19 protein-coding genes and 1 tRNA gene are annotated in these 20,758 nt (G+C 42.5%); 12 read left to right on the top strand and 8 right to left on the bottom strand.

Annotation, left to right across the window (positions count from 1 at the left end; all coding sequences use genetic code 11):
* Positions 1 to 62 precede the first annotated feature (62 nt).
* The 3 genes from AB0756_RS07275 to dhaK are packed head-to-tail and all read right to left on the bottom strand — an operon-like array spanning position 63 to position 2,940.
* Positions 63 to 1,175, bottom strand: coding sequence for a phosphotransferase enzyme family protein (locus AB0756_RS07275; protein WP_038088833.1), 1,113 nt, complete (start codon positions 1,173 to 1,175; stop codon positions 63 to 65).
* 49 nt (positions 1,176 to 1,224) lie between these two features.
* Positions 1,225 to 1,863: a dihydroxyacetone kinase subunit DhaL gene (gene dhaL / locus AB0756_RS07270; protein ID WP_038088830.1), complete on the bottom strand. Its 639-nt coding sequence runs from the start codon at positions 1,861 to 1,863 to the stop codon at positions 1,225 to 1,227.
* A 3-nt stretch (positions 1,864 to 1,866) separates the two neighbouring features.
* Entirely contained in the window at positions 1,867 to 2,940 is a 1,074-nt protein-coding gene (dhaK, locus tag AB0756_RS07265) for a dihydroxyacetone kinase subunit DhaK (protein ID WP_038088829.1), read from the bottom strand.
* 693 nt (positions 2,941 to 3,633) lie between these two features.
* Here dhaK and AB0756_RS07260 point away from each other — a divergent pair.
* A complete protein-coding gene (locus AB0756_RS07260) occupies positions 3,634 to 4,446 on the top strand; it encodes an SDR family NAD(P)-dependent oxidoreductase (RefSeq protein WP_038088828.1) in 813 nt (270 codons plus the stop codon).
* A 256-nt stretch (positions 4,447 to 4,702) separates the two neighbouring features.
* Here AB0756_RS07260 and AB0756_RS07255 read toward each other — a convergent pair whose 3' ends face one another.
* Positions 4,703 to 5,947: a molybdopterin molybdotransferase MoeA gene (locus AB0756_RS07255; RefSeq protein ID WP_038088826.1), complete on the bottom strand. Its 1,245-nt coding sequence runs from the start codon at positions 5,945 to 5,947 to the stop codon at positions 4,703 to 4,705.
* A 129-nt stretch (positions 5,948 to 6,076) separates the two neighbouring features.
* On the opposite strand from AB0756_RS07255, the gene AB0756_RS07250 reads away from it, so the two are divergent.
* From AB0756_RS07250 to AB0756_RS07205, 10 genes are all read left to right on the top strand, one after another.
* Positions 6,077 to 8,311, top strand: coding sequence for a PAS domain-containing sensor histidine kinase (locus tag AB0756_RS07250; protein ID WP_050046379.1), 2,235 nt, complete (start codon positions 6,077 to 6,079; stop codon positions 8,309 to 8,311).
* 44 nt (positions 8,312 to 8,355) lie between these two features.
* Entirely contained in the window at positions 8,356 to 8,802 is a 447-nt protein-coding gene (locus tag AB0756_RS07245; RefSeq protein ID WP_038088823.1) for a response regulator, read from the top strand.
* Between the two features lie 10 nt (positions 8,803 to 8,812).
* On the top strand, positions 8,813 to 10,396 hold the full coding sequence (locus AB0756_RS07240; protein ID WP_038088822.1) for a hybrid sensor histidine kinase/response regulator: 1,584 nt from the start codon (positions 8,813 to 8,815) through the stop codon (positions 10,394 to 10,396).
* An 18-nt stretch (positions 10,397 to 10,414) separates the two neighbouring features.
* Positions 10,415 to 10,960: an RDD family protein gene (locus AB0756_RS07235; protein ID WP_038088820.1), complete on the top strand. Its 546-nt coding sequence runs from the start codon at positions 10,415 to 10,417 to the stop codon at positions 10,958 to 10,960.
* Positions 10,961 to 11,004: 44 nt separating this feature from the next.
* Positions 11,005 to 11,199 carry a 50S ribosomal protein L33 gene (rpmG, locus tag AB0756_RS07230; RefSeq protein ID WP_072040800.1) on the top strand — a complete coding sequence of 65 codons (195 nt, stop codon included), beginning with the start codon at positions 11,005 to 11,007 and terminating at the stop codon, positions 11,197 to 11,199.
* A gap of 2 nt (positions 11,200 to 11,201) precedes the next feature.
* A complete protein-coding gene (gene rpsR, locus AB0756_RS07225; protein WP_038088818.1) occupies positions 11,202 to 11,417 on the top strand; it encodes a 30S ribosomal protein S18 in 216 nt (71 codons plus the stop codon).
* A 274-nt stretch (positions 11,418 to 11,691) separates the two neighbouring features.
* Positions 11,692 to 13,737, top strand: a complete 2,046-nt coding sequence (locus tag AB0756_RS07220) for a ribonuclease catalytic domain-containing protein (protein WP_050046378.1) — start codon at positions 11,692 to 11,694, stop codon at positions 13,735 to 13,737.
* Positions 13,738 to 13,739: 2 nt separating this feature from the next.
* Positions 13,740 to 13,844: a DUF6888 family protein gene (locus AB0756_RS07215; protein ID WP_408019783.1), complete on the top strand. Its 105-nt coding sequence runs from the start codon at positions 13,740 to 13,742 to the stop codon at positions 13,842 to 13,844.
* A gap of 74 nt (positions 13,845 to 13,918) precedes the next feature.
* Positions 13,919 to 14,662 (top strand): metallophosphoesterase, encoded by a 744-nt coding sequence (locus tag AB0756_RS07210; RefSeq protein WP_038084940.1) that lies wholly within the window; start codon positions 13,919 to 13,921, stop codon positions 14,660 to 14,662.
* 593 nt (positions 14,663 to 15,255) lie between these two features.
* Complete coding sequence (locus AB0756_RS07205; RefSeq protein WP_038084938.1) at positions 15,256 to 16,071, top strand: carbon-nitrogen hydrolase family protein; 816 nt, start codon at positions 15,256 to 15,258, stop codon at positions 16,069 to 16,071.
* 116 nt (positions 16,072 to 16,187) lie between these two features.
* Here AB0756_RS07205 and AB0756_RS07200 read toward each other — a convergent pair whose 3' ends face one another.
* Entirely contained in the window at positions 16,188 to 16,502 is a 315-nt protein-coding gene (locus AB0756_RS07200) for a type II toxin-antitoxin system Phd/YefM family antitoxin (RefSeq protein ID WP_038084937.1), read from the bottom strand.
* 45 nt (positions 16,503 to 16,547) lie between these two features.
* On the bottom strand, positions 16,548 to 16,859 hold the full coding sequence (locus AB0756_RS07195) for a Txe/YoeB family addiction module toxin (RefSeq protein ID WP_336604286.1): 312 nt from the start codon (positions 16,857 to 16,859) through the stop codon (positions 16,548 to 16,550).
* Positions 16,860 to 17,408: 549 nt separating this feature from the next.
* Between AB0756_RS07195 and AB0756_RS07190 the strand changes: the two genes are divergently transcribed.
* A complete protein-coding gene (locus AB0756_RS07190) occupies positions 17,409 to 19,241 on the top strand; it encodes a polysaccharide deacetylase family protein (RefSeq protein WP_038084932.1) in 1,833 nt (610 codons plus the stop codon).
* 93 nt (positions 19,242 to 19,334) lie between these two features.
* On the opposite strand, the gene fba is transcribed toward AB0756_RS07190, so the two are convergent.
* Both fba and AB0756_RS07180 read right to left on the bottom strand, forming a co-directional pair.
* A complete protein-coding gene (gene fba / locus AB0756_RS07185) occupies positions 19,335 to 20,414 on the bottom strand; it encodes a class II fructose-bisphosphate aldolase (RefSeq protein ID WP_038084930.1) in 1,080 nt (359 codons plus the stop codon).
* A gap of 247 nt (positions 20,415 to 20,661) precedes the next feature.
* Positions 20,662 to 20,733 (bottom strand) — tRNA-Lys (locus tag AB0756_RS07180).
* Positions 20,734 to 20,758 lie beyond the last annotated feature (25 nt).

Below are 20,758 nucleotides of genomic sequence, written 5' to 3'. Positions count from 1 at the left end.
ACTTTCCCATAAGCAGGTAAAAATTTAGTTATTTACCTCGATCCTAGCTCTGTTTTTTCAGCTTATTTCACATCCTTAATAATGTTGCGAATAGTTGTTTCTTGAGCTTCAATACTCTCAGTCAGTTTGAATTGGACAAGTGCTCTTGTTAAGTTGTGTTCTGGATGCTTGACTTTAAAGTAGATATTTCCTGCTAAATAGTCAGCAAAAAACCTTAACCCTAATTCAAAGGAAATGAGACGAATTGCGTCGTACATATAGACGTAATCCTTCTCAAGGAGAAACGCTTTAGCTACAGAGAGATATCCCTGGAGAATTCCCTGACATAAATCTGTATCAAAATAAACCCTTTCCCATTCCTCGGTTTCTTCTCCAGATGGATTGCACCCAGAGCGCAAACAGTCCCCAATGTCATAATGTACGAGACCGGGTTTAACGGTATCCAAGTCGATCGTGCTGGCAGCTAGCTGTGTTTTTGTATCAAATAACACGTTATTGATTTTGGGATCGCCATGCATGAGACGCATTGGTAACTCACCCGTTGCTTTAGCCTTTTCTAAGACTTCTGCCCAAAGCTGGCGATCGCTAACGAACTGCAAGCAATATTGAACTTCAGGTGATTTCTGGGTATGAGTTGTTGCCAAAACTCGATGGTAATGTTGCAGATAAAGGGGGGTAATGTGAAACCCTTCTAGGGTATCAGCTAGTTTTTCAGGGGGTAAGTCGCTGATGAGGTTGTGAAACATACCCAAGGCATAGCCGATTTCTTTGGCTTGTTCCAAATTTTGCATGGTATCAAAAGACTGCGTACCTTCAATAAAGGTAATAGCCCGCCAGAATGACCCGTTGGCTTCCCTCCAGTAATCCCGTGCATCTTTTGTTACCAGTAATCGAGGCACTTCCCAACGACGATTGAGGGGGTTGCGTTGCAAGCGATCGCGAACGTGCTCTGTAAAAGTACGCATATTCTGCACGATCAGTTCTGGTTGACGGAACACCTGCGTGTTGATCCTTTGCAAGACAAAGTGCTTTTCCTCTGGAGAATCAAGAGTTACTAGAAACGTATCATTAATATTGCCACTGCCAAGCACTTGAATACCCATCACCTTACCTTTCAAGGCGAATTGGTCAGCAATGGCAGTTAAATTATTATCTGTGTCTCGTTTTTCTATCATAGTGGGGTGGAATTTCTGCTCTGCACTGTTATAGCTGTTAGCATCTACTTCATGTACCGGAACTTTGCAGTACTTCTAACAAACTCTTTAACATTAAGTAAGATGAAGTCGCTCCTGGATCTTGATGTCCGATACTCCGCTCTCCTAAATAACTCGCCCGTCCCTTTTTAGCCTGCATGGGAGTTGTGTCCTGCATTCCCCGTTTACCTGCAGCGACAGCTTCCTCCATTGCTTGGATAGAATTCTTACCCTCACCTATAGCTTGTTGAAAAGCTGCGACAGATGGAGAGAGTACATCCACCATCGTTTTGTCTCCGAGTTGCGCCTTACCTCTTTGAACAACACCATCTAAACCCGCTTGTAAAATTGCCAGCAGATCCCTATCGCTAAGTTCCTCTTTGCCAGCAACAGCTGTACTTGCTCTTAAAAAGAGAGTGCCATATAGAGGTCCGCTTGCACCACCAACCGACGAAATGAGGGTCATGCTAACGGTTTTCAAAAGACTGCCAATATCCTTATCTGCTACAGTTGGTAACTGAGCGATCGCGGATTTAAATCCGCGATCCATATTAATACCGTGGTCCGCATCACCAATTGCTGCATCTAATTCTGTCAAATAATCCTTATTCTTCTCCAGTTCCTCAGTAAAGCGCTGCAACCATTCTAAAATTTGCTGTTTTGTAACCATAGCTCAAACTCCCCACTGCAAACTTGGTGTTTTTACAGGTGCATCCCACAAGCGAATCATTTCATCATTGACTTTTAATAAACTTATAGAGCAACCTTGCATCTCTAAAGAAGTTATATAAGATCCAATCAGGTTGCGTACAATATGCAATCCCTTCTTTTTGCAGATTTCCGCAAGTTTGCGATAAACAAGATACAGTTCGCTGAGGGGAGTCCCACCCATACCATTGACAAAAGCTAGAACGCGATCCCCATGCTGAAAAACGGGGTCGATGAGTTCTACATCTGCCCATTCACCTTTCTCTTCATCCCATTCCCGCACTGTACGGCTGTAAGGCGTATCCTCAATAATAGAGATAGCGAGCATTTCTGTTATCTCATCTACGGATGCAAAAGCTCTGCGCTCTCTTCCCGGTTCGCCGTGGATACCAATACCCATTTCTATTTCGCGATCGCCCAGTTCAAAAGTGGGTGTCCCTTTAGCAGGAACGGTGCAAGAACTGAGTGCGATCCCCATACTACGACCATTTAAATTGACTTGGCGACACAAATCGACAACTTGTTGCAAATCGTATCCTTGTTGTGCCGCTGCACCACCAATTTTTTCTGCCAATACAGTTGTCCCTACACCTCGGCGTCCCTGTGTGTATAAGCTATCTTTAACTGCTACATCATCATCTATAAGAATATTTAGCACTCGGATACCCTCACTCCGGGCTAACTCCGTTGCCATTTCAAAGTTCATGACATCTCCACTGTAGTTCTTCACGATGTAAAGGATACCCGCTCCTCCATCGACTTTCTTAGCTGCTGCTAGCATTTGGTCGGGGGTAGGAGAAGTAAAAACCTCTCCAGGACAAGCAGCATCTAACATTCCCATACCTACAAACCCTGCGTGCATCGGTTCGTGACCGCTACCTCCACCAGAAATAATGGCGACTTTCCCCGGTATGGGTGCATCTACTCTGTAGACAAAAGTAGGGTCACACTCAACTTTGATGAGATCGGGATAGGCGATCGCCATTCCTTCTAAACTTTCACGGACAAAATCTTCAGGTTTATTAATAAGTTTTTTCACGGTTTAGCTATTCTTTATTTAGAGGTTGCTACAACCCAGAATAGATCGTTCTTGCTCTTTGGTTAATTGTGAGAACTTTATGAAATTCTGTAACAGTCAGGGATTTTCATTAAGAAATGTTGCTGATAATTAATCCCTTTGTTACCTTATCCCTATGTAGTTGGGTCTGATAAATACTCGTATTTAGCAGAGGTGTTATTCATGGTCATTGTCTTATGGAACGGGCGGAGTCGCTCGTTCATTCCCGAGAGAGCGGGCGAGGACACCCACTTTACGGATAGTTAGGGTGAGTGAGATTGTGCAAGTTAAAAATTCCTAGCTCAATCCTGACATATTGCCTCTCCAACTCAAATTTCGATACTGTCTAACTGGATAAGTATCTAAAGTCTTAAGAATGCGTTAAGACTCGCAAGATTTCTCCTAAGTGTCTTGCTGTTAGCGGTTTTGTACAACAACTTACAGCGCTTCGCACCTCAATGGAGTACACCCAGACCAACCCGAACCTTAGCAAGGGGAGGGCACTTAATGCGGGCGAGTGGGGTCTTTCCGTACTTCATCAAATGGAAATTTGCTGTATATCCAGATTGCAAGTATTGTCTATCTCTCTCTACAACAAGTGCATTGTTTGAGAAATTTTTAATTTGCAAAGCAAGCACTAACGAGAGTGAGATTTTAACTTTGTAGGTTTTAACTATGAATATTCAAGGGAAAACAGTTCTGATTACTGGAGCCTCACGAGGTATTGGGCGAGCGATCGCTATTGAATTTGCAAAGCAAGGAGTCAAATGCCTGCTTGTGGTTGCTAGAGATGCGACTCGATTGGCTGAAGTGGCTTCTGAAATAGAAATGCTTGGTGTAAAAGCACACACCATGGCTTTAGATTTATCTCAAGTTGTGGAAGTGAATATTGCGATCGCTCAAGCTTGGCGGAATTACGGTCCTATTGACGTACTTGTCAATTGTGCTGGAGTCGCTCATCAAACCCCTTTCCTCAACTCTCAATTGTCTAAAGTGCAAGCAGAAATATCTGTGAATCTTATTGGGATGTATACTATGACTCGTCTGGTAGCGCGACGCATGGCAGTACAGCGTTCGGGAACTATTGTTAATGTTTCTAGTTTGATGGGTAAAGTTGCTGCACCAACAATGGCAACCTATTCTGCTACAAAATTTGCGATTCTAGGCTTCACGCAGGCTTTGCGAGGTGAGCTAGCACCATACAATATTCGGGTTGCTGCTTTATTGCCGTCTTTAACCGACACTGATATGGTGAGGGATTTAGAGTGGTTTCGCTGGGTGATACCTATGACTCCCCAACAGGTGGCTCAAGCACTTGTTAGAGGTCTGCAAAGAGATTCACCTGAAATCTTGGTAGGCTGGCAAAGTCATATTGCTGTATTGTGCGATCGTCTCGCCCCTTGGTTGTTAGAAAAGGTTTTACAAATGGCATCTCCCCTGTCGCAAGCAAAACAAGTGCGCCATCAAACATGGAGGAACGCTAGGTAAGCCTGCTATCTTCTTACCTAAGGGCTCCCGGCACTTTATCGTTCAAGTTGAATATCGGACAATTTTGTCCGATACTGTCATTATGAAAGGGAGTGAGTTCATCAAAAAGGTGAAAAAGTTAGCTAGAGAGCGTGGTATCAAAGCATACGTTGAGAAAAAACGTGGTAAGGGAAGCCATGTAACACTTTACTTTGGTGAGAATTTCACTATTGTGCAAGGAGGCTCACACCTACCCAAATGGTTCAGTATGGGTAGTTTACTGAATCAAAACTTGAATCTCTTCACCAGCAGCAACAAGTGTTTGTCCCACTAGCAAAACAGCTAGACTATTTGTCTGAGCTAAATTAATCAGATTCCCAGAATTTTGGACGCCGCTTGCTGGATAAAAGGAGTAAATTCCATCCCTCAAACGCATTTGACCCCAAACGTAAGTTTCACGTTTGCCATCGGAACGTAATTCTTGAGATGCACGCGCTTTAATAAACTTTGGTTCCCAACCTTCAGCTAACCCGGAAAGCTTTTTGATAGCGGGTTGCACAAATCGCCAAAACGTCACTAAGACGGCGGCTGGATTCCCCGGTAACCCAAAGTATAGGGGAGATGAGGAGAGGGGGGAAGAGGGCGGGAAAGTGGCGACAGTCAGGGGTTTACCGGGTTTCATGGCAACAGAACGAACGTGTATTTTTCCCCCTAAAGACTCTAGTATTTGTTCCACATAGTCGTGGTCTCCTACTGAGACACCTCCAGAAGAGATAATGATATCGGCTTGAGTCAGAGCGCGGGCGATCGCTTCCTCAAGGGCTGCTGGATCGTCTCTGACAATGCCTAACATAATTGGTTGAGCGCCCGTCTGTTGAACTAAGGCTGCTATAGTGTATTGATTTGAATCTACAATCTGACCCGCTTGCAATGGTGTTTCGGGTGTTACAAGTTCATCTCCCGTAGACAGAATTGCTACACGAATACGTCGGAAAACATTTAGTTTCGTACATTGAACAGCAGCCAATACAGCTAGTTCTTGAGCATTTAACACAATCCCTACAGGTAGTAATTGCGATCCAGCTTTATAATAGGATGCTTGCTGCCTAACAAATTCTTTCGGTTTTGGGGTTGTTAGAATAAAAACTTGGTTTTCTTCGCGGCGAGTTCGTTCCTGCATCACAACTGTATCCGCCCCATCAGGCATAACAGCACCAGTCAAAATTCGTGCGGCTTTCCCCGATTGAATGATAGACTTGGGCTGAACCCCGGCAGGAATTTCTTCAATAATCTCTAAAACAACTGGTTTTTCCTCGCTACAATCCCGCACATCTTCGTATCTGACTGCATAGCCATCCATGGCTGAGTTATCCCAATGAGGGAAATCTAGGTGACTCGTGACTGGAGATGCCAGAATGCGACCATTTGCCGCTAATAAATCTGTAACTTCTGTATGTCTTCGGCTATCTAAAGGTTGTACCAACTGTAGAATAGTAGCTTCTGCATCACTTACTGAAAGCATGGGATCGCCTCTGATTCTGTAACTTCGATTTTAATTGAGAAGGCAACAGGATTCATTGAGAGGTTGTCAAGATAAACTGGTAACCGATTCGCAGGTTATAAAGTTTTAGCTTATATGTGGTAATTCAAGATGGAAGGAGTGTCTGAAAGAATTTTTACAGGTGGGTTCACCTTGGTATTGCAACTCTTGAGCGGAGTCAGTTACTCCTCTAATGTTGCGATTATTGAAGACTTGCTGGTTTTGGGTCTTCTGTTTGGATTATTTTTTCTACTGAGGGGGCAAATTCGCACCTGGCAAGCCGTGTTAGAGGAACGGAAACTAGTAGAGTTAGAGAGCCGAAAACTCGCCCAAATGTTGGATTGTGCCAATGATACAATTATGGTTCGCAGCTTGGACGAACGAATCACTTATTGGAACCAAGGAGCGGAACGACTGTATGGGTGGAAAAAACAAGAAGTTTTGGGAAAGTACGTTCATATACTTTTAAAGACCGTTTTCCCCAATCCACTTGAGGAAATTAGAAAGGAGTTTTGGCAAAAAGGGTATTGGGAAGGTAATGTAACACACACACAACGAGATGGCAAGCAAATAACAGTAGCCAGTCGCTGGACATTACAAAGAAATGAAAACTATCAACCCGTAGCTATTCTTGAAATTAATAACAATATTAGCGATCGCAAGCTAGCTGAAGAAGCGCTACAAAAGGCTATGCTTGAATTAGAAGGACAAGTGGAAGAACGTACAAAAGAGTTAACGCAGACTCTAGAGCAACTGCAACGAGAAATTTTAGATCGCCAACGCGGGTTAGAAACACTTCATCAAAGCGAACAGCGCTACCGTTCCCTCGTCACCGCCACTGCTCAAATGACTTGGATTGCTAATTCTGAAGGTGATGCCATTACCACAAATTCAGGTTGGCAGCAAGTTACAGGGCAAACTCCAGAAGAGGTAAAGGGACAAGGATGGTTGAACGCCATTCATAGTGATGACAAAGCACAATTGCAACAAATTTGGATGAATGCTGTAGCAAGTAAAAGTTTGTATGTTGCTGAATTTCGATTGCGAACAAAAAATGGCAATTATCGAGATTATATAACACGGGGAATTCCTGTTTTGAACTCCGATGGCAGCGTTCGAGAGTGGATAGGTGCTTGTACGGATATTACCGAACGCAAAAAGGCAGAAAAAACACTCCGAGGTAGCGAGGAACTTTACCGCACTCTGGCGAGCAATTTTCCCAATGGTGCGGTTTTGTTGTTTGACCGAGATTTACGCTTTACCTTAGTTGAAGGTGCTGATTTACTGGAAATTGGTTTGAGTAAAGAGCTATTAGAAGGTCAGACTCTTTGGGAAGTCTTTCCACCAGAAACTTCTGCTGGGCTCGCACCATTTTACCAAGCAGCTCTAGCGGGCGAGACAAATGTTTCAGAAGTTGATTATCGCGATCGCGTTTATAAGTTATACACCCTTCCCGTCAAAAACGACATGGGGGAAGTCGTGGCTGGAATGGCGATGACACAAAACATTACACAGCAAAAGCAGGTAGAGCAAGACCTGAAAAACGCTAAAGAAGAGTTAGAAATTCGGGTTCAAGAACGGACAAAAGAACTGACTGCGGAAATAGCCGAACGCAAAGAAGCCGAAAACAAATTAGAACAAACCATGGAACATTTAAAACGTTCCAATCAGGAACTAGAGAGATTTGCCTTTGTTGCTGCACACGATCTCCAAGAACCATTACGTGCAATTACTGGTTATACCCAACTTTTAGCACAAGAATACCAAGACTATCTCAACTCGTCTATTCAAGAATATATGGGTTATATTGTGGAAGGATCGACAAGAATGCAGCATTTGGTTCGCGATTTGCTGGTTTACTACCGCGTTGGATCGGTTACTAGATCCTTCGCCCCTAGTGACTGCAATGCTATACTGCGGCAAGTGGTCAGACACATACAACCTTCTATTACTGAAAGTCAAGCGATCGTCATTTATGAAAATTTACCAACTGTGACTGCCGAACCAACTTTACTCATTCAATTATTTCAAAATCTAATTGACAATGCTATTAAATTTCGGGGCACGGAAACACCACAAGTTCGCGTAACAGCAGAATTCACAAAAAATAACGAATGGTTATTTTGTGTAAGTGATAATGGAATTGGGATAAAACAAAGGTATTTAGAGCGAATTTTTGAAATTTTCAAACGACTCCATACTCAAAAAAAGTTTCCCGGTACCGGTATTGGTTTAGCTATTTGTAAAAAAATAATAGAACATCATGGAGGAAACATTTGGGTAGAATCTGAGATGGGAGTGGGAACAAAGTTTTACTTTACGATTCCTCTATCAGACCCACAGTAATTTGAAAATATGAATCGTTAATATTTATAAATAATTAAGTACTTATGAGTGACAACCAAAACTTGCGACCCGTTGAGATTTTGCTCGTAGAGGACTCATATAGTGATGCCAATCTCACTATCAAAAGCTTGGGTAAAGCTAGTATCGCCAATAACTTACATTGGGTAGAAGATGGTGAAGCAGCAATTGAGTTCTTGCGACATCAAGGTGAGTATATCACAGCTACACGTCCAGATCTGATTTTACTCGACCTTAATCTTCCGGGATTGGATGGGCGGGAAGTCCTCGCAGAAATCAAAGCCGATCCCGATCTCAAACGTATCCCTGTTGTGGTTTTGACAACGAGTGCAGATGAACAAGATGTACTTAAATCTTATGACTTAAACGCCAACTGCTATATTACTAAACCTGTTGACATTCACCAGTTCCTACAAATCGTGCATTTGATCAATGATTTTTGGCTAGCAGCAGTTAAGTTACCACCTAAATAAGCTTATTCTTATGAACAACACTTCAATTAGCATTCTCCTAGTAGAAGATAGCCCCAGCGATGCCAAACTTTTGCAGCAAACCCTATCACGTTTGGGCGGTGAAAAATGGCAGGTAAGCCACTTTGAACGATTGGTTGATGCCATTGATGCTTGTAGTGACAATGGCTTTGATATAGCTTTGTTAGACCTCTCGCTCCCTGATTCTGAGGGTTTGAATACTGTTGCCGAATTTCATGCAGCGGAGCCAAATATTCCGATTGTGGTGCTGACTGGTTTTGATGATGAAGAAATTGCCTTACAAGCTGTGGCAAAAAGAGCGCAGGATTACCTCGTTAAGGGACAAATTACTCCCCAACTTTTAGGGCGTGCTATCCGTTATGCTATTGAGCGGGGACAAGTTCTCAAAAAAATGGAGGAAAGCGAGCGTCGCTTTCGAGGGATTTTTGAACAAACATTCCAGCTCATGGGATTGCTTTCTCCTGAAGGTATTGTCTTGGAAATTAACAAAACAACTCTTGACATCTGTGGTGTTGAGACGGACGCTTGTGTGGGGAAGCCTTTTTGGGAACTTCCTCGGTGGAATTACTGTGAAACAAGCGAGTGGTTAAAAACTGCAGTTGCTAAAGCAGCCAGTGGAGAGTTTGTTCGTGAAGAACAGCAAGTTTGCGGACAAGACGATACGGAAATATGGATAGACTTCTCCCTCAAACCGTTGAAAGACAACACGGGAAAAGTTGTCTTGTTGATTGTTGAAGGTCGCGATATTAGCGATCGCAAACGTGCTGAAGCAGAAATTAGGAACGCTTGGGAAGTAGAACGGGATCTTAACGATCTAAAATCTAAATTTGTGTCAATGGTTTCTCATGAATTTCGCAATCCCATGACTGTGATTCGGACTGCAGTCGAAATTTTAGAAACCTATAACAAGGAATTGAGCGAGCAGCAAAAAGGGAAATACTTTGGGCAAATTCAAAGTGCTCTTCGCCAAATGTTGCAACTCTTAGACGAAGTTTTGTTACTTGGCAGAAGTGATGCCGGAAAATTAGAGTATCAACCTAGCGCACTAGATTTAGATAGTTTCTGTAACGAACTTGTGCAAACTTTACAACAGAGTGCGGGAGAAAATTACCAGATTAATTTTAGCATACAAGGAGAACAGACTTCAGTAGAAATGGACGAAAATTTACTGCGTCATATTCTAACGAATTTACTGTCCAACGCTATTAAATATTCTCCTAAAGGAGGAGCTATTCAATTTGACTTGGCTTATCAAGACGATCGGGTTAATTTCCGAATCCAAGATTCAGGAATTGGGATTCCATTAAAAGACCAACAACGATTGTTTGAAACTTTCCATCGAGCTAGTAATGTTGGTCGAATTCAAGGGACGGGATTGGGACTTTCAATTGTGAAAAAATGTGTGGAGTTACATCAAGGTTTGATTCAGCTAGAAAGCGACGTAGGAGTTGGAACAACGTTTACAGTCACGTTACCGTTAAAACCTAACAACCCTAAGTCTGGGGAATTGACTGACGAGCCCTGGGACTCTCAAAAATCAGCTTTAAATCCCGATTACTATAGAGATGAAAGCTAAACCCACACACCTAAATGTATGTCTATCGAGCGAGTTCCCCCCAAGCACTTTCCCAAAGTTGAGTTTGGACGGCGAGGTATGGCGTTGGGCGTTGATTTTCTCATTGTCTGGGTAGTCAGCTCTTTGTTGGGTGGTTCTCAACTCGGCGTTCACATTGTTCAAATATTTGTCTTTATTGTAGGTTGGGCAATTGTACGCGTTGTCGTACCTTACAACAATCAAGGACAAAGTTTGGGGCGCTATGCTTTTGACATTAAGGTGCTAGAAGTGGAAAGCACTCGCGTTCCCGATTTACAAACATTTTTGCGGCGAGAAGGAATCGTCTGTTTGAGTGCGCTGTTGGTTTCTATTACTCTCAGTAACATCATACGCAATCCCACTGCTATACTTCTATTGATTCCCTTAGCTATTGATTGCGGTGCGGCTTTCTCCGACACGCAGTTTCGCCAAACTTTGCATGACCGTTTTGCCAAGACTATGGTGATTTCCTCGCGTCGCGGCTATTCGCTTGATATAAAAGTTAAGCAAATAGTTGATAAAGTGCGACGTAATATGAGACAATAGATATTTGTGTTAATTCTCAACAAGCTGTATTTTTTGATAGGCTTATGGCTAAGAGTAAAGGTGCCCGTATAGTAGTGACACTAGAATGTACTGAGTGTCGTACAAATCCAGAAAAGCGCACTTCTGGGGTATCGCGTTATACAAGTACCAAGAACCGTCGCAATACAACTAACAGGCTAGAACTGAAAAAGTTCTGCACTCACTGTAACAAACACACTGTTCATAAGGAAATTAAGTAGAGATGAGCTATTACCGTCGTCGTTTATCTCCAATCAAGCCAGGAGAACCCATTGATTACAAAGATGTAGATTTGTTGCGTAAGTTTATCACCGAACGAGGCAAGATACTCCCCCGTCGGATTACAGGGCTTACAGCACAGCAACAGCGAGAGTTAACACTAGCGATCAAACGCTCCCGGATTTTGGCTCTGTTACCGTTTATTAACGCTGAAGGCTAAATTGGAAAGGCGTGAATTTTGGATGCGTGGATGAGTGGATTATCCCAAAACGCCAAAAATACTAATGTTGTGTTGGAATTTGATACCATAAGTATTCAATCCAAAATCTAAAGTGGAATTTGATATTATAGGTATTCAATCCAAAATCTAAAACTTAGAATAGGATTTGATACCAGTAGGTATCCAATCCAGAAATCACGTCACTTGCGGAACTCGGGGGAATCTCCGTAACGCAGTGGCTCCAAAATCTAAAATCTAAAATATTGCGAGGCTTGTGGAGAAGGGGACGCTGGTTGAATTTAGAGTAGGTAGCGATCGTCGTTTGGGTGTAGTAGACCGTCCAGACGGGAAAGCTCGTTGGTTTGTAGTGGATGAACGTGGTCAATCCCACAGTCTCGCACCTCGGCAAATTACCTATACAGTAAGCGGACAAACCTACAAGCCTTCGCAAATTCCTGAATTTTTGGCAGAAATTAAGCCTTATTTAGATCCATCAAGCCTGGAAGTCGCATGGGAACTCCTCGCAGAAACAGGGGAAACAGCCACTCCAGCAGAAATGGCGAATTTATTATTCTCAGAATCAGAAGCGCATCATCGTTACGCTGCTTACTACCTGTTATCAGATGACAAGATCTACTTCAAGCAAAAAGGGGATGCTTACGAGCCGCGAACATCTTCGGCTGTGGCAGACCGCAAACACCAACTTGAAGTAGAAGCGCTCAAAGCTAAGGGACAGCAAGAGTTTTTGACGCGAGTAGAAGAGGCACTCAAAGGAGAAGCAGTGGAGTGGCAGCGCCACGACCGCCACAGGTTAGAAGCCCTAGAAAAGTATGCCTCGCTCCTCGCAGATATTGTTCGTGTGGGTTTAAGTTATGACAGTCTTGCTCGCGCTTATCCACCACCCCAACCAGTCCAAGAAACAATGAACTTACTGGGACGCCCCGCAACCCCCCAAGGAGCTTTTCAGCTCCTGATCGACTTGGGTTGGTGGAGTGAGCACGAGAACTTATTTCTACGGCGTTCGTCGATACCCATACAATTCCCTAGCAAGGTAATAGAAGTGGCGCAACAGCGATTAGACTCACATCTACCAGATCGAGATATTAATCGTCTGGATCTCACGCACTTGAAGGTATATACGATTGATGACGAAAGTACCACTGAGATAGATGATGGTGTGAGTTGGGAATCACTTCATGATGGCAGGGAAAGACTGTGGGTACACATTGCCGACCCAACACGCTGGCTGTTACCAGAAGATGATTTGGATTTAGAAGCTAGAAAGCGAGGTAGCACCGTATATTTACCCACAGGCATGATACCCATGTTCCCAGAAGTCTTGGCAACAGGACCTATGAGTTTGGTGCAAGGGAAAATTTGTTGCGCCCTAAGCTTTGGAATTGTTTTAAATGAAGCAGGAGCTGTAGAAGAATACAGCATTCATCCAAGTCTGATTAAACCAACTTATCGCCTCACCTATGAAGACGTAGATGAAATGCTACATTTGGGTGTAGAGGCAGAACCAGAAATCGCTGCGATCGCTCAATGGGCAAGTCGGCGTAAAGCTTGGCGGTATGCCCAAGGAGCTATCAGCATTAATATGCCAGAGGCAATGATTAAAGTTAAGGGAGAAGATATCAGCATAGATATCTTAGAAGATTCCCAATCCCGGCAATTAGTTGCTGAAATGATGATTCTTGCCGGCGAAGTTGCTGCTAAGTACGGTCAAAAACATAACATACCTTTACCCTTTCGCGGTCAACCGCAGCCAGAGTTACCACCAGAGCAAGAACTCGTACAACTTCCCGCCGGGTTTGTGCGTGCTTGTGCCATGCGTCGCTGTATGCCCAAGAGTGAAATGAGCATTACCCCTGTACGCCATGCGGGTTTGGGTTTAGATACATACACTCAGGCGACTTCTCCCATTCGCCGTTACAGTGACTTGCTCACCCACTTCCAACTGAAAGCACATCTGCGAGGTGATGTGCTCCCGTTCTCAGCAGAACAACTTAAAGAAGTTATGCTGTCCGTATCTACCATCACCCAAGAAGTGACAATGGTCGAGCGGCAAACAAACAGATACTGGGCTTTAGAATATCTGCGCCGCAATACAGATAAAGTTTGGGAAACAGTCGTTTTAATGTGGCTGAGGGAAGACAGTGGTTTGGCACTCATTCTGTTAGAAGAATTGGGCTTGCAGTTACCAATGATTTTCAAACGTTCTGTGAAATTAGGCGAACAAATCTTAGTCAAAGCCGCTCATTCCGATCCCCATAAAGATGTGATTCAGTTCCAAGAAATTATTTATCAGGAAGCGTAGTAATGCAACCAACGTTAGAGCAGTTACAAGAATGTTATAGAATATGTAGCGCTCTAACTAATATGTATTTACACGCTTCAGTTAGTAAGGATAGACAGGCGTTCTGAAGAAGTTTATATACTGGCAGGTAAAGAACTAGATCTGAGCAGAAACAAAGGAAAACTACTCTTTACTACTGTTAATGAAAATTCAAATACTTAGCGATTTACATATCGAATTTCAACCTTTTTATATTCCCGATGTAGATGCTGATGTGGTTGTCCTTGCAGGAGATATTCATTTAAGAGAAAAAGGAGTGAGTTGGGCAATAGAGAGCATTCCCAATAAACCAGTTATATATGTATTAGGTAATCATGAATATTATGGTTCAGCGTATCCAAAATTGATTGATAAACTAAAAGATTTTGCATCACAAACAAACGTTCATATTTTAGAAAATGATATTTTTACTTTTGGAGATGTTACATTCTTAGGTTGTACTTTGTGGACTAATTTTGAGTTATTCGGCGATCCACGTGTAGCTGGTTATGAAGCAACTCAAAAGATGACAGATTATCAAAAAATCAGATTAAGCCCTCAATATTCAAAACTCAAGTCTATAGATACAGCAAGGATTTGTAAAAATTCTGTTAATTGGTTAAAAAGTAGTTTGTGTAATTTATCTGGAAAAATTGTCATTGTTACACATCATGCTCCCAGCAAACAATCTGTTCCTTCAAAAGACAGAGAGGATATTTTAAGCGCTGCATATGCTTCAAATCTTGATAATTTAGCCTCTGAATCTAATGCTGTGTTATGGATTCACGGTCATATTCACAACCAATTACATTACACAATCGGTTCAACTCGCGTTATTTGTAATCCACGTGGTTATCCAGATGAACCAAATATTTTTTTTAATCCACAATTGTTGATAGAAATTTAAGACATAACACAATAAAAATTTGCTCTCCGGAGGGACAAGTTCTCAGTCACAAGGCACGGGTTACCCTAGTATTCGCAATAAATTTGTCATCATTATTCAGCTTTTTATATGTGGAATTATTGACATTGACTCCGATGAAAAGTTTTAAGTAGTGTAGGTAGTTGCTCTACCACACCAAAGCTTGATTGTGGCGGGCTAAAGCTCACCTACGTATCTATCACGAATCCAATAGGATTCCTTTACTCTTTTATTTGTTAAGTTCGGTAAAAATATTGTAATTATTACTCCTTATATGCAAAGAATATTAAGATATGTAAATAATAAAATTTCTGCAAATTTGGTAAGTTCCTCTTAAATTAGACTAAGCACTTCTCTATAAGGATAGATTTTGATATTCTACTGTTCAAGTCAAACAAAACTTCAACTAGCAGCTATCATGTACTATCCTGCATCAAGAATGCATAAAAGCGGTCATTGCAAATGGATAATTGGGCATCAACTGTGAGTTCTTCTCCCTTGTCTCCGTTGTGGTCGTCTCTAACTCCTAACCCCTCACCCTTTCTCACACACATCTACTATTTCGTTCTAAATCTATGAAGTCTTATTTAGCCGCCGCTATTCAAATGACCAGCGTGCCTAACTTAGAAAAAAACTTGGCACAAGCTGAAGAATTAATCGATTTAGCCGTGCGCCAAGGTGCTGAATTAATTGGATTGCCAGAAAATTTTCCTTTTATGGGAGAGGAAAGTGAAAAAATGGCTCAAGCCTCGGCGATCGCTCGTGGCTCGGAAACATTTCTCAAAACGATGGCGCAACGCTATCAAGTGACTCTATTAGGTGGCGGCTTTCCAGTTCCAGTAGATGATGGTAAAAAAGTTTACAACACTGCCCTACTCATCGCTCCCAACGGTCAAGAACTTGCTCGCTACCACAAAGTCCATTTATTTGATGTTAACGTTCCTGATGGCAATACTTATCGAGAATCCAGTACAGTCATGGCAGGTGAGCAACTTCCTCCAGTTTACTATTCACAGGAACTGGGTAACATTGGGCTTTCTGTTTGCTATGATGTCCGCTTTCCCGAACTTTACCGACACATAGCTTATAAAAATGGGGATGTTTTGTTTGTACCTGCTGCTTTTACAGCCTTTACAGGCAAAGATCATTGGCAAGTTCTTTTACAAGCCCGTGCTATTGAAAACACCTGCTATGTTATCGCTCCAGCACAAACAGGGCTTAACTATGCTCGCCGTCAAACCCACGGACACGCTATGATTATCGATCCTTGGGGAGTTATTTTAGCGGATGCTGGGGAAAAACCAGGAGTGGCGATCGCCGAAATTAATCCTTCGCGAATTGAACAAGTGCGCCGTCAAATGCCCAGCCTGCAGCACCGCATTTTTGTTTAATCTATTAATTTTTAGGTTTGCTAAATCCCTGCTAGATCTCCGCTTCTTTAAGAAGTCGGAGATCTAAACCAACTTCACCCCATTCCCAGGCGTGTCTTTACTCTGTAAATACAAAACTAACTAGCTGCAGCAACATCACTACCTATATCATTTTCGTTTAATCCTAACTTCTTATATAGTTCGTTAACATTTTGAGGCTCAATTGTTCCCGCTTTTGCACGTTTTAGAGCAGTCAGCAAACGACTAGAATTAGCAGGTGAACGAAGTAAGTACAAAGTTTCTAATAAACTGTTAAATTCTGCTTCAGAAATTAAGACAACATTTTTACCCTCAGGTTGGCTAATAACTACGGCTTCACCTGTTTCTAAAATTTGACTGAAAAGATTTTCTATGTTTCCATTAAATTCTTGCCATGAAACTTTAGCTAACATAAATATTTAACTCCAAAGCTCTTGATCTTATCTTTTTAAGTATTTTTATTCGTAGTGATACCGAGCTTTGAGAAAATTAATTCGATCTTCACTCACTAAGTACACAAGTCGATGTTCTTGATTGATACGACGCGACCAACACCCCATATACTCATATTTTAGCGGCTCGGGCTTACCGATACCTTCAAATGGTTGTCGTAAAACTTCCTTGACTATTTTGGGTATACGAAGCGCCATTTTTCGGTCTTTATCAACCCAATACTCTAAGTCTTCTAAAAATTCTGGCTGAAACACAGCTATGCGATCGCGTTTAATCTCATCGTCAGCATTCATGCGGTGTTCATAGATTAAGTACACAGTAAGAGTATCTGAATTATCCTACAATCCTATCTTATAGAACGCCTTTGGTTGTGCAAGCAACTGCTAACAACGCTAAGGGGGCGATCGCATTTAAAAATTAACGCCAGGGAGGCAAGGTAAGGCGACCTTGGGAACATAGCGTTATCTGTAGCAGCTTAACCAACTTAACGGAAACCGAAGGAACATATTGCCTGAGACATCCAGTCAATTTAATATAGCCGTTCTCATCCTTATGAAGGTACGCGGTTATCCACGTGCGTCTGCATAAAAAAATCCCTATACTTCATCCTTTTTTGTAACACTTAAGCAAGGCTTATTTTATACTTAATCTTTTTTAAAGATTTGACGTTGTATTTTGAGAAAAAAAAGCCATAATGTGTAGGCGTTGCTGCGATCGCAAAGCGTACCCTACTACCTAACCGTACTTTGTGCGGTTATCATGCGCTTTTAGAGTAGGGGAGGTGTTTCTTCAAGAAACACATCGGTAATATAAGGGTTATCGCAGTCAAACTCCGATCGGCAAGCAAAATTGTTTTCCTTAAACTTATGAAGCTAAAGACAAATACTTATATCTTGAAGCACTTATTTCTTAATCTTAGGCCGCAGAGTTTATTTTATACCCTTATTTGTGGACTGTTTGCTGTTTCCACCTTCTTTCCGGAACCAGCAGTCGCCCGCCGCCGTGTTAAAAAAGTCATTGAACCTCAAAATACGACTGAGATCGGTGAAAGTTGCAGTCAGCCCGATATAAGAATTAACAATCAATTTTCCCTTGCTGCTAGCAATTTTGCGCTTATGTCTACTGTAGTCAGCCAACCTAAAATAGGGCTGACATCTCTCATTGAGTCTTTAGGTCCCTATGTCTTTGCCTTCCTCAATCGCAGTGATGGTATTACCATCAACGAGCGGGCAAAACTAGCTAAAGTCCCCATCTTAATGTATCACGATATACTCCCTAAAAAAGAAGTCTTTTTTGATGTCACTCCAGAAGAATTAGAAGCGCATTTTGAGCTATTAAAAGAGAATGGTATGACCCCCATTACTCTAGACCAGTTAACAACTCACCTCCAAACAGGAGTTCCTCTCCCGGAAAAACCCGTTCTCTTAACCTTTGATGATGGTTACGGGGGACATTACGAATACGTGTATCCTTTACTCAAAAAGTATGGCTATCCTGCTGTCTTTTCAATTTACACTAAGGGAGTCGGCAATAACGTCGGTCGAACTCATGTCAGCTGGGAACAGCTTAAGGAAATGGCAGCCGATCCTTTGGTAACGATTGCCTCCCATAGCGTCAGCCATCCACGCGATTTAACAGCTCTACCTTCAGAAGAAATTAAAAAAGAAGTCGTAGAATCCAAAGCTATTCTTGAATCTAATTTGGGTATCCCCATTCGTTACTTTACTTATCCTGAAGGAAAATATGATGCCCAAGTTGCAAATGCGGTGCATGAAGCAGGATATCAGCTGGCACTGACAATGAGTAATACAGACGAAAAATATGCTGGTGCATCAGAGAGTTTGTTGGCAGTTTCCCGCTTTGGTCAATCTAGAATCAAAGAAGTGATAACTGAAGCTTGGGGTGGTCCCAAATTACCAAGCTGGAAAATCGGCTTTGACTTTAGCAGCCCCATACAAAAAAATGACGTCAATATCGACAAAATTCCCCTAGTCTTGGTTTCTGGTGGTAAACCAATCACCATTCACGCGGACAGCCGCTATCAAGTTGCAGAAATTTTAAATAAGAGTGGTACTAATGCTGTTGCTGCTATAGATGGCGGTTTCTTTTCTTTAAAATTCCTAAACTCCAATGTTATGATTGGACCCGTCTACAGCCAGAGTACAAGACAATTCGTTCCTGGCAGTGCTTGGGATATTCAAAAAATCGGCGGACGACCTTTAGTCCTAATTAGTCCGCACTCAGTGCGTTTTATTCCCTTTGATTCAACAAAGCACAATACTTTAGAGGGGATAAAGGCTGAAATGCCGGATGTAACTGATGCGTTTGTAGCAGCGGCGTGGTTGGTCAAAGATGGTCAGCCTCAAGAAGCAAGTACCTTTAATGGTCTGTATGGTTTTGATATACCCCGCCATAGAGCTTTTTGGGGCATTAACCAAAACAAACAACCCACAATCGGCGTTTCTCTAGAGTCTGTGGACTCTGTTTCTTTAGGAGTTGCACTTGTGAAAGCAGGGTTGCGAGATGTTGTCATGGTTGATTCCGGTCAAAGCGCTGCTTTGGTTTACCAAGGGGAATCTCTAGTACGTTACGAACCGCGTCCCGTACCTCATGCAGTTGCACTCTTACCATCATCTGCATCGACCACTCAAAATCCTTGTGTGCTCGTACAAAATAAAACAAAAAACCGGGGAACTTAAGCGCTACCCGGTTGAGTCTCATTAATACTAGAATCCTCAGTGACGTAGGGACACGTACTTTACTCGTGTCCCTATTTCCCTATATGTCTTTAATTAGACAACAGCAGCTTTCTTTGTAATGGCGCTGAGTTCACCCTTAGCATATTTAGCAGCAAATTCGTCAAGGGAGATTTGCTTGATCTTGCTAGCGTTACCAGCAGTACCAAATTGCTGATAGCGTTCGATACAAACCTTCTGCATGTACTTAATGGAAGGCTTGAGGAAGTGACGGGGGTCAAATTCCTTAGGCTCTTTTGCTAAAGCTTCACGTACAGCGGCAGTGATAGCCAAACGGTTGTCAGTGTCAATATTTACCTTACGTACACCGCTCTTGATACCTTTTTGGATTTCTTCTACTGGTACACCATAGGTTTCAGGAATTTTACCGCCGTACTCGTTAATCAGTGCAATCAAATCTTCTGGTACGGAGGAAGAACCGTGCATAACTAAGTGGGTGTTGGGCAAGCGGCGGTGAATTTCTTCGATACGGCTGATTGCCAAAATTTCCCCAGTTGGTTTGCGGCTGAATTTGTAAGCGCCGTGGCTGGTACCAATAGCGACTGCCAAAGCGTCTACTTGGGTTTGTTCTACAAAGTCAACTGCTTGGTCGGGGTCGGTTAACAGCTGGTCGTGGGAAAGAGTTCCTTCAAACCCGTGACCATCTTCTTTATCTCCTTGACCGGTTTCCAATGAACCCAAACAACCAAGTTCACCTTCAACACTAACACCCAATGAGTGAGCGACTTTAACTACTTCACGGGTTACACTAACGTTGTACTCGTAGCTAGCAGGGGTCTTAGCATCAGCTTCCAGCGAGCCATCCATCATCACGCTGGTGAAGCCATTCTTGATTGCTGAGTAGCAGGTAGCCGGTTCATTGCCGTGGTCTTGGTGCATGGCAATGGGGATGTTGGGATAAGTTTCCACTGCTGCCAAAATGAGGTGACGCAGGAAGTTCTCCCCAGCATATTTACGAGCGCCTCGGGAGGCTTGCAAAATAACAGGGCTATCTGTCTCTTGGGCAGCCTGTACAATCGCTTGTATTTGCTCCAAGTTGTTCACGTTGAAAGCAGGTATGCCGTAACCGTTTTCTGCTGCATGGTCTAAGAGCAGTCGCAGGGGTACGAGCGCCATAGATAGTCCTCCTAAATGTGATTGTCAGCTAGTGGGTCAGACAAGCGTAAATTATTACGCTATTTTTAATAGTATTTTAAGCTTATAGGAAATTATAACTACTGTTGTATCTTTATGTTGAAAAACTTTAAGACTTTTCGTTAATCGTAAACATTTCAGGTTCTTTTTGTGAAGAATCTTTAAGGTAACGAGTGCTAGATATTTACACGAAAACGCGCCCTAGCGCGTTTCTACATTCTTTATTTTATGGGTCGCCCGGGATTCGAACCCGGAACTAATCGGTTAAAAGCCGAGTACTCTACCGTTGAGTTAGCGACCCTTTCTTTTTATCGACTATGTCATCA

The organism is Tolypothrix campylonemoides VB511288_2 (genome assembly GCF_045999855.1).
GTDB classification, from domain to species: domain Bacteria; phylum Cyanobacteriota; class Cyanobacteriia; order Cyanobacteriales; family Nostocaceae; genus Scytonema; species Scytonema bouteillei_A.
The sequence above is the reverse complement of the archived record's forward strand: the minus strand, read 5'-3'. Positions and strand labels throughout refer to the sequence as shown.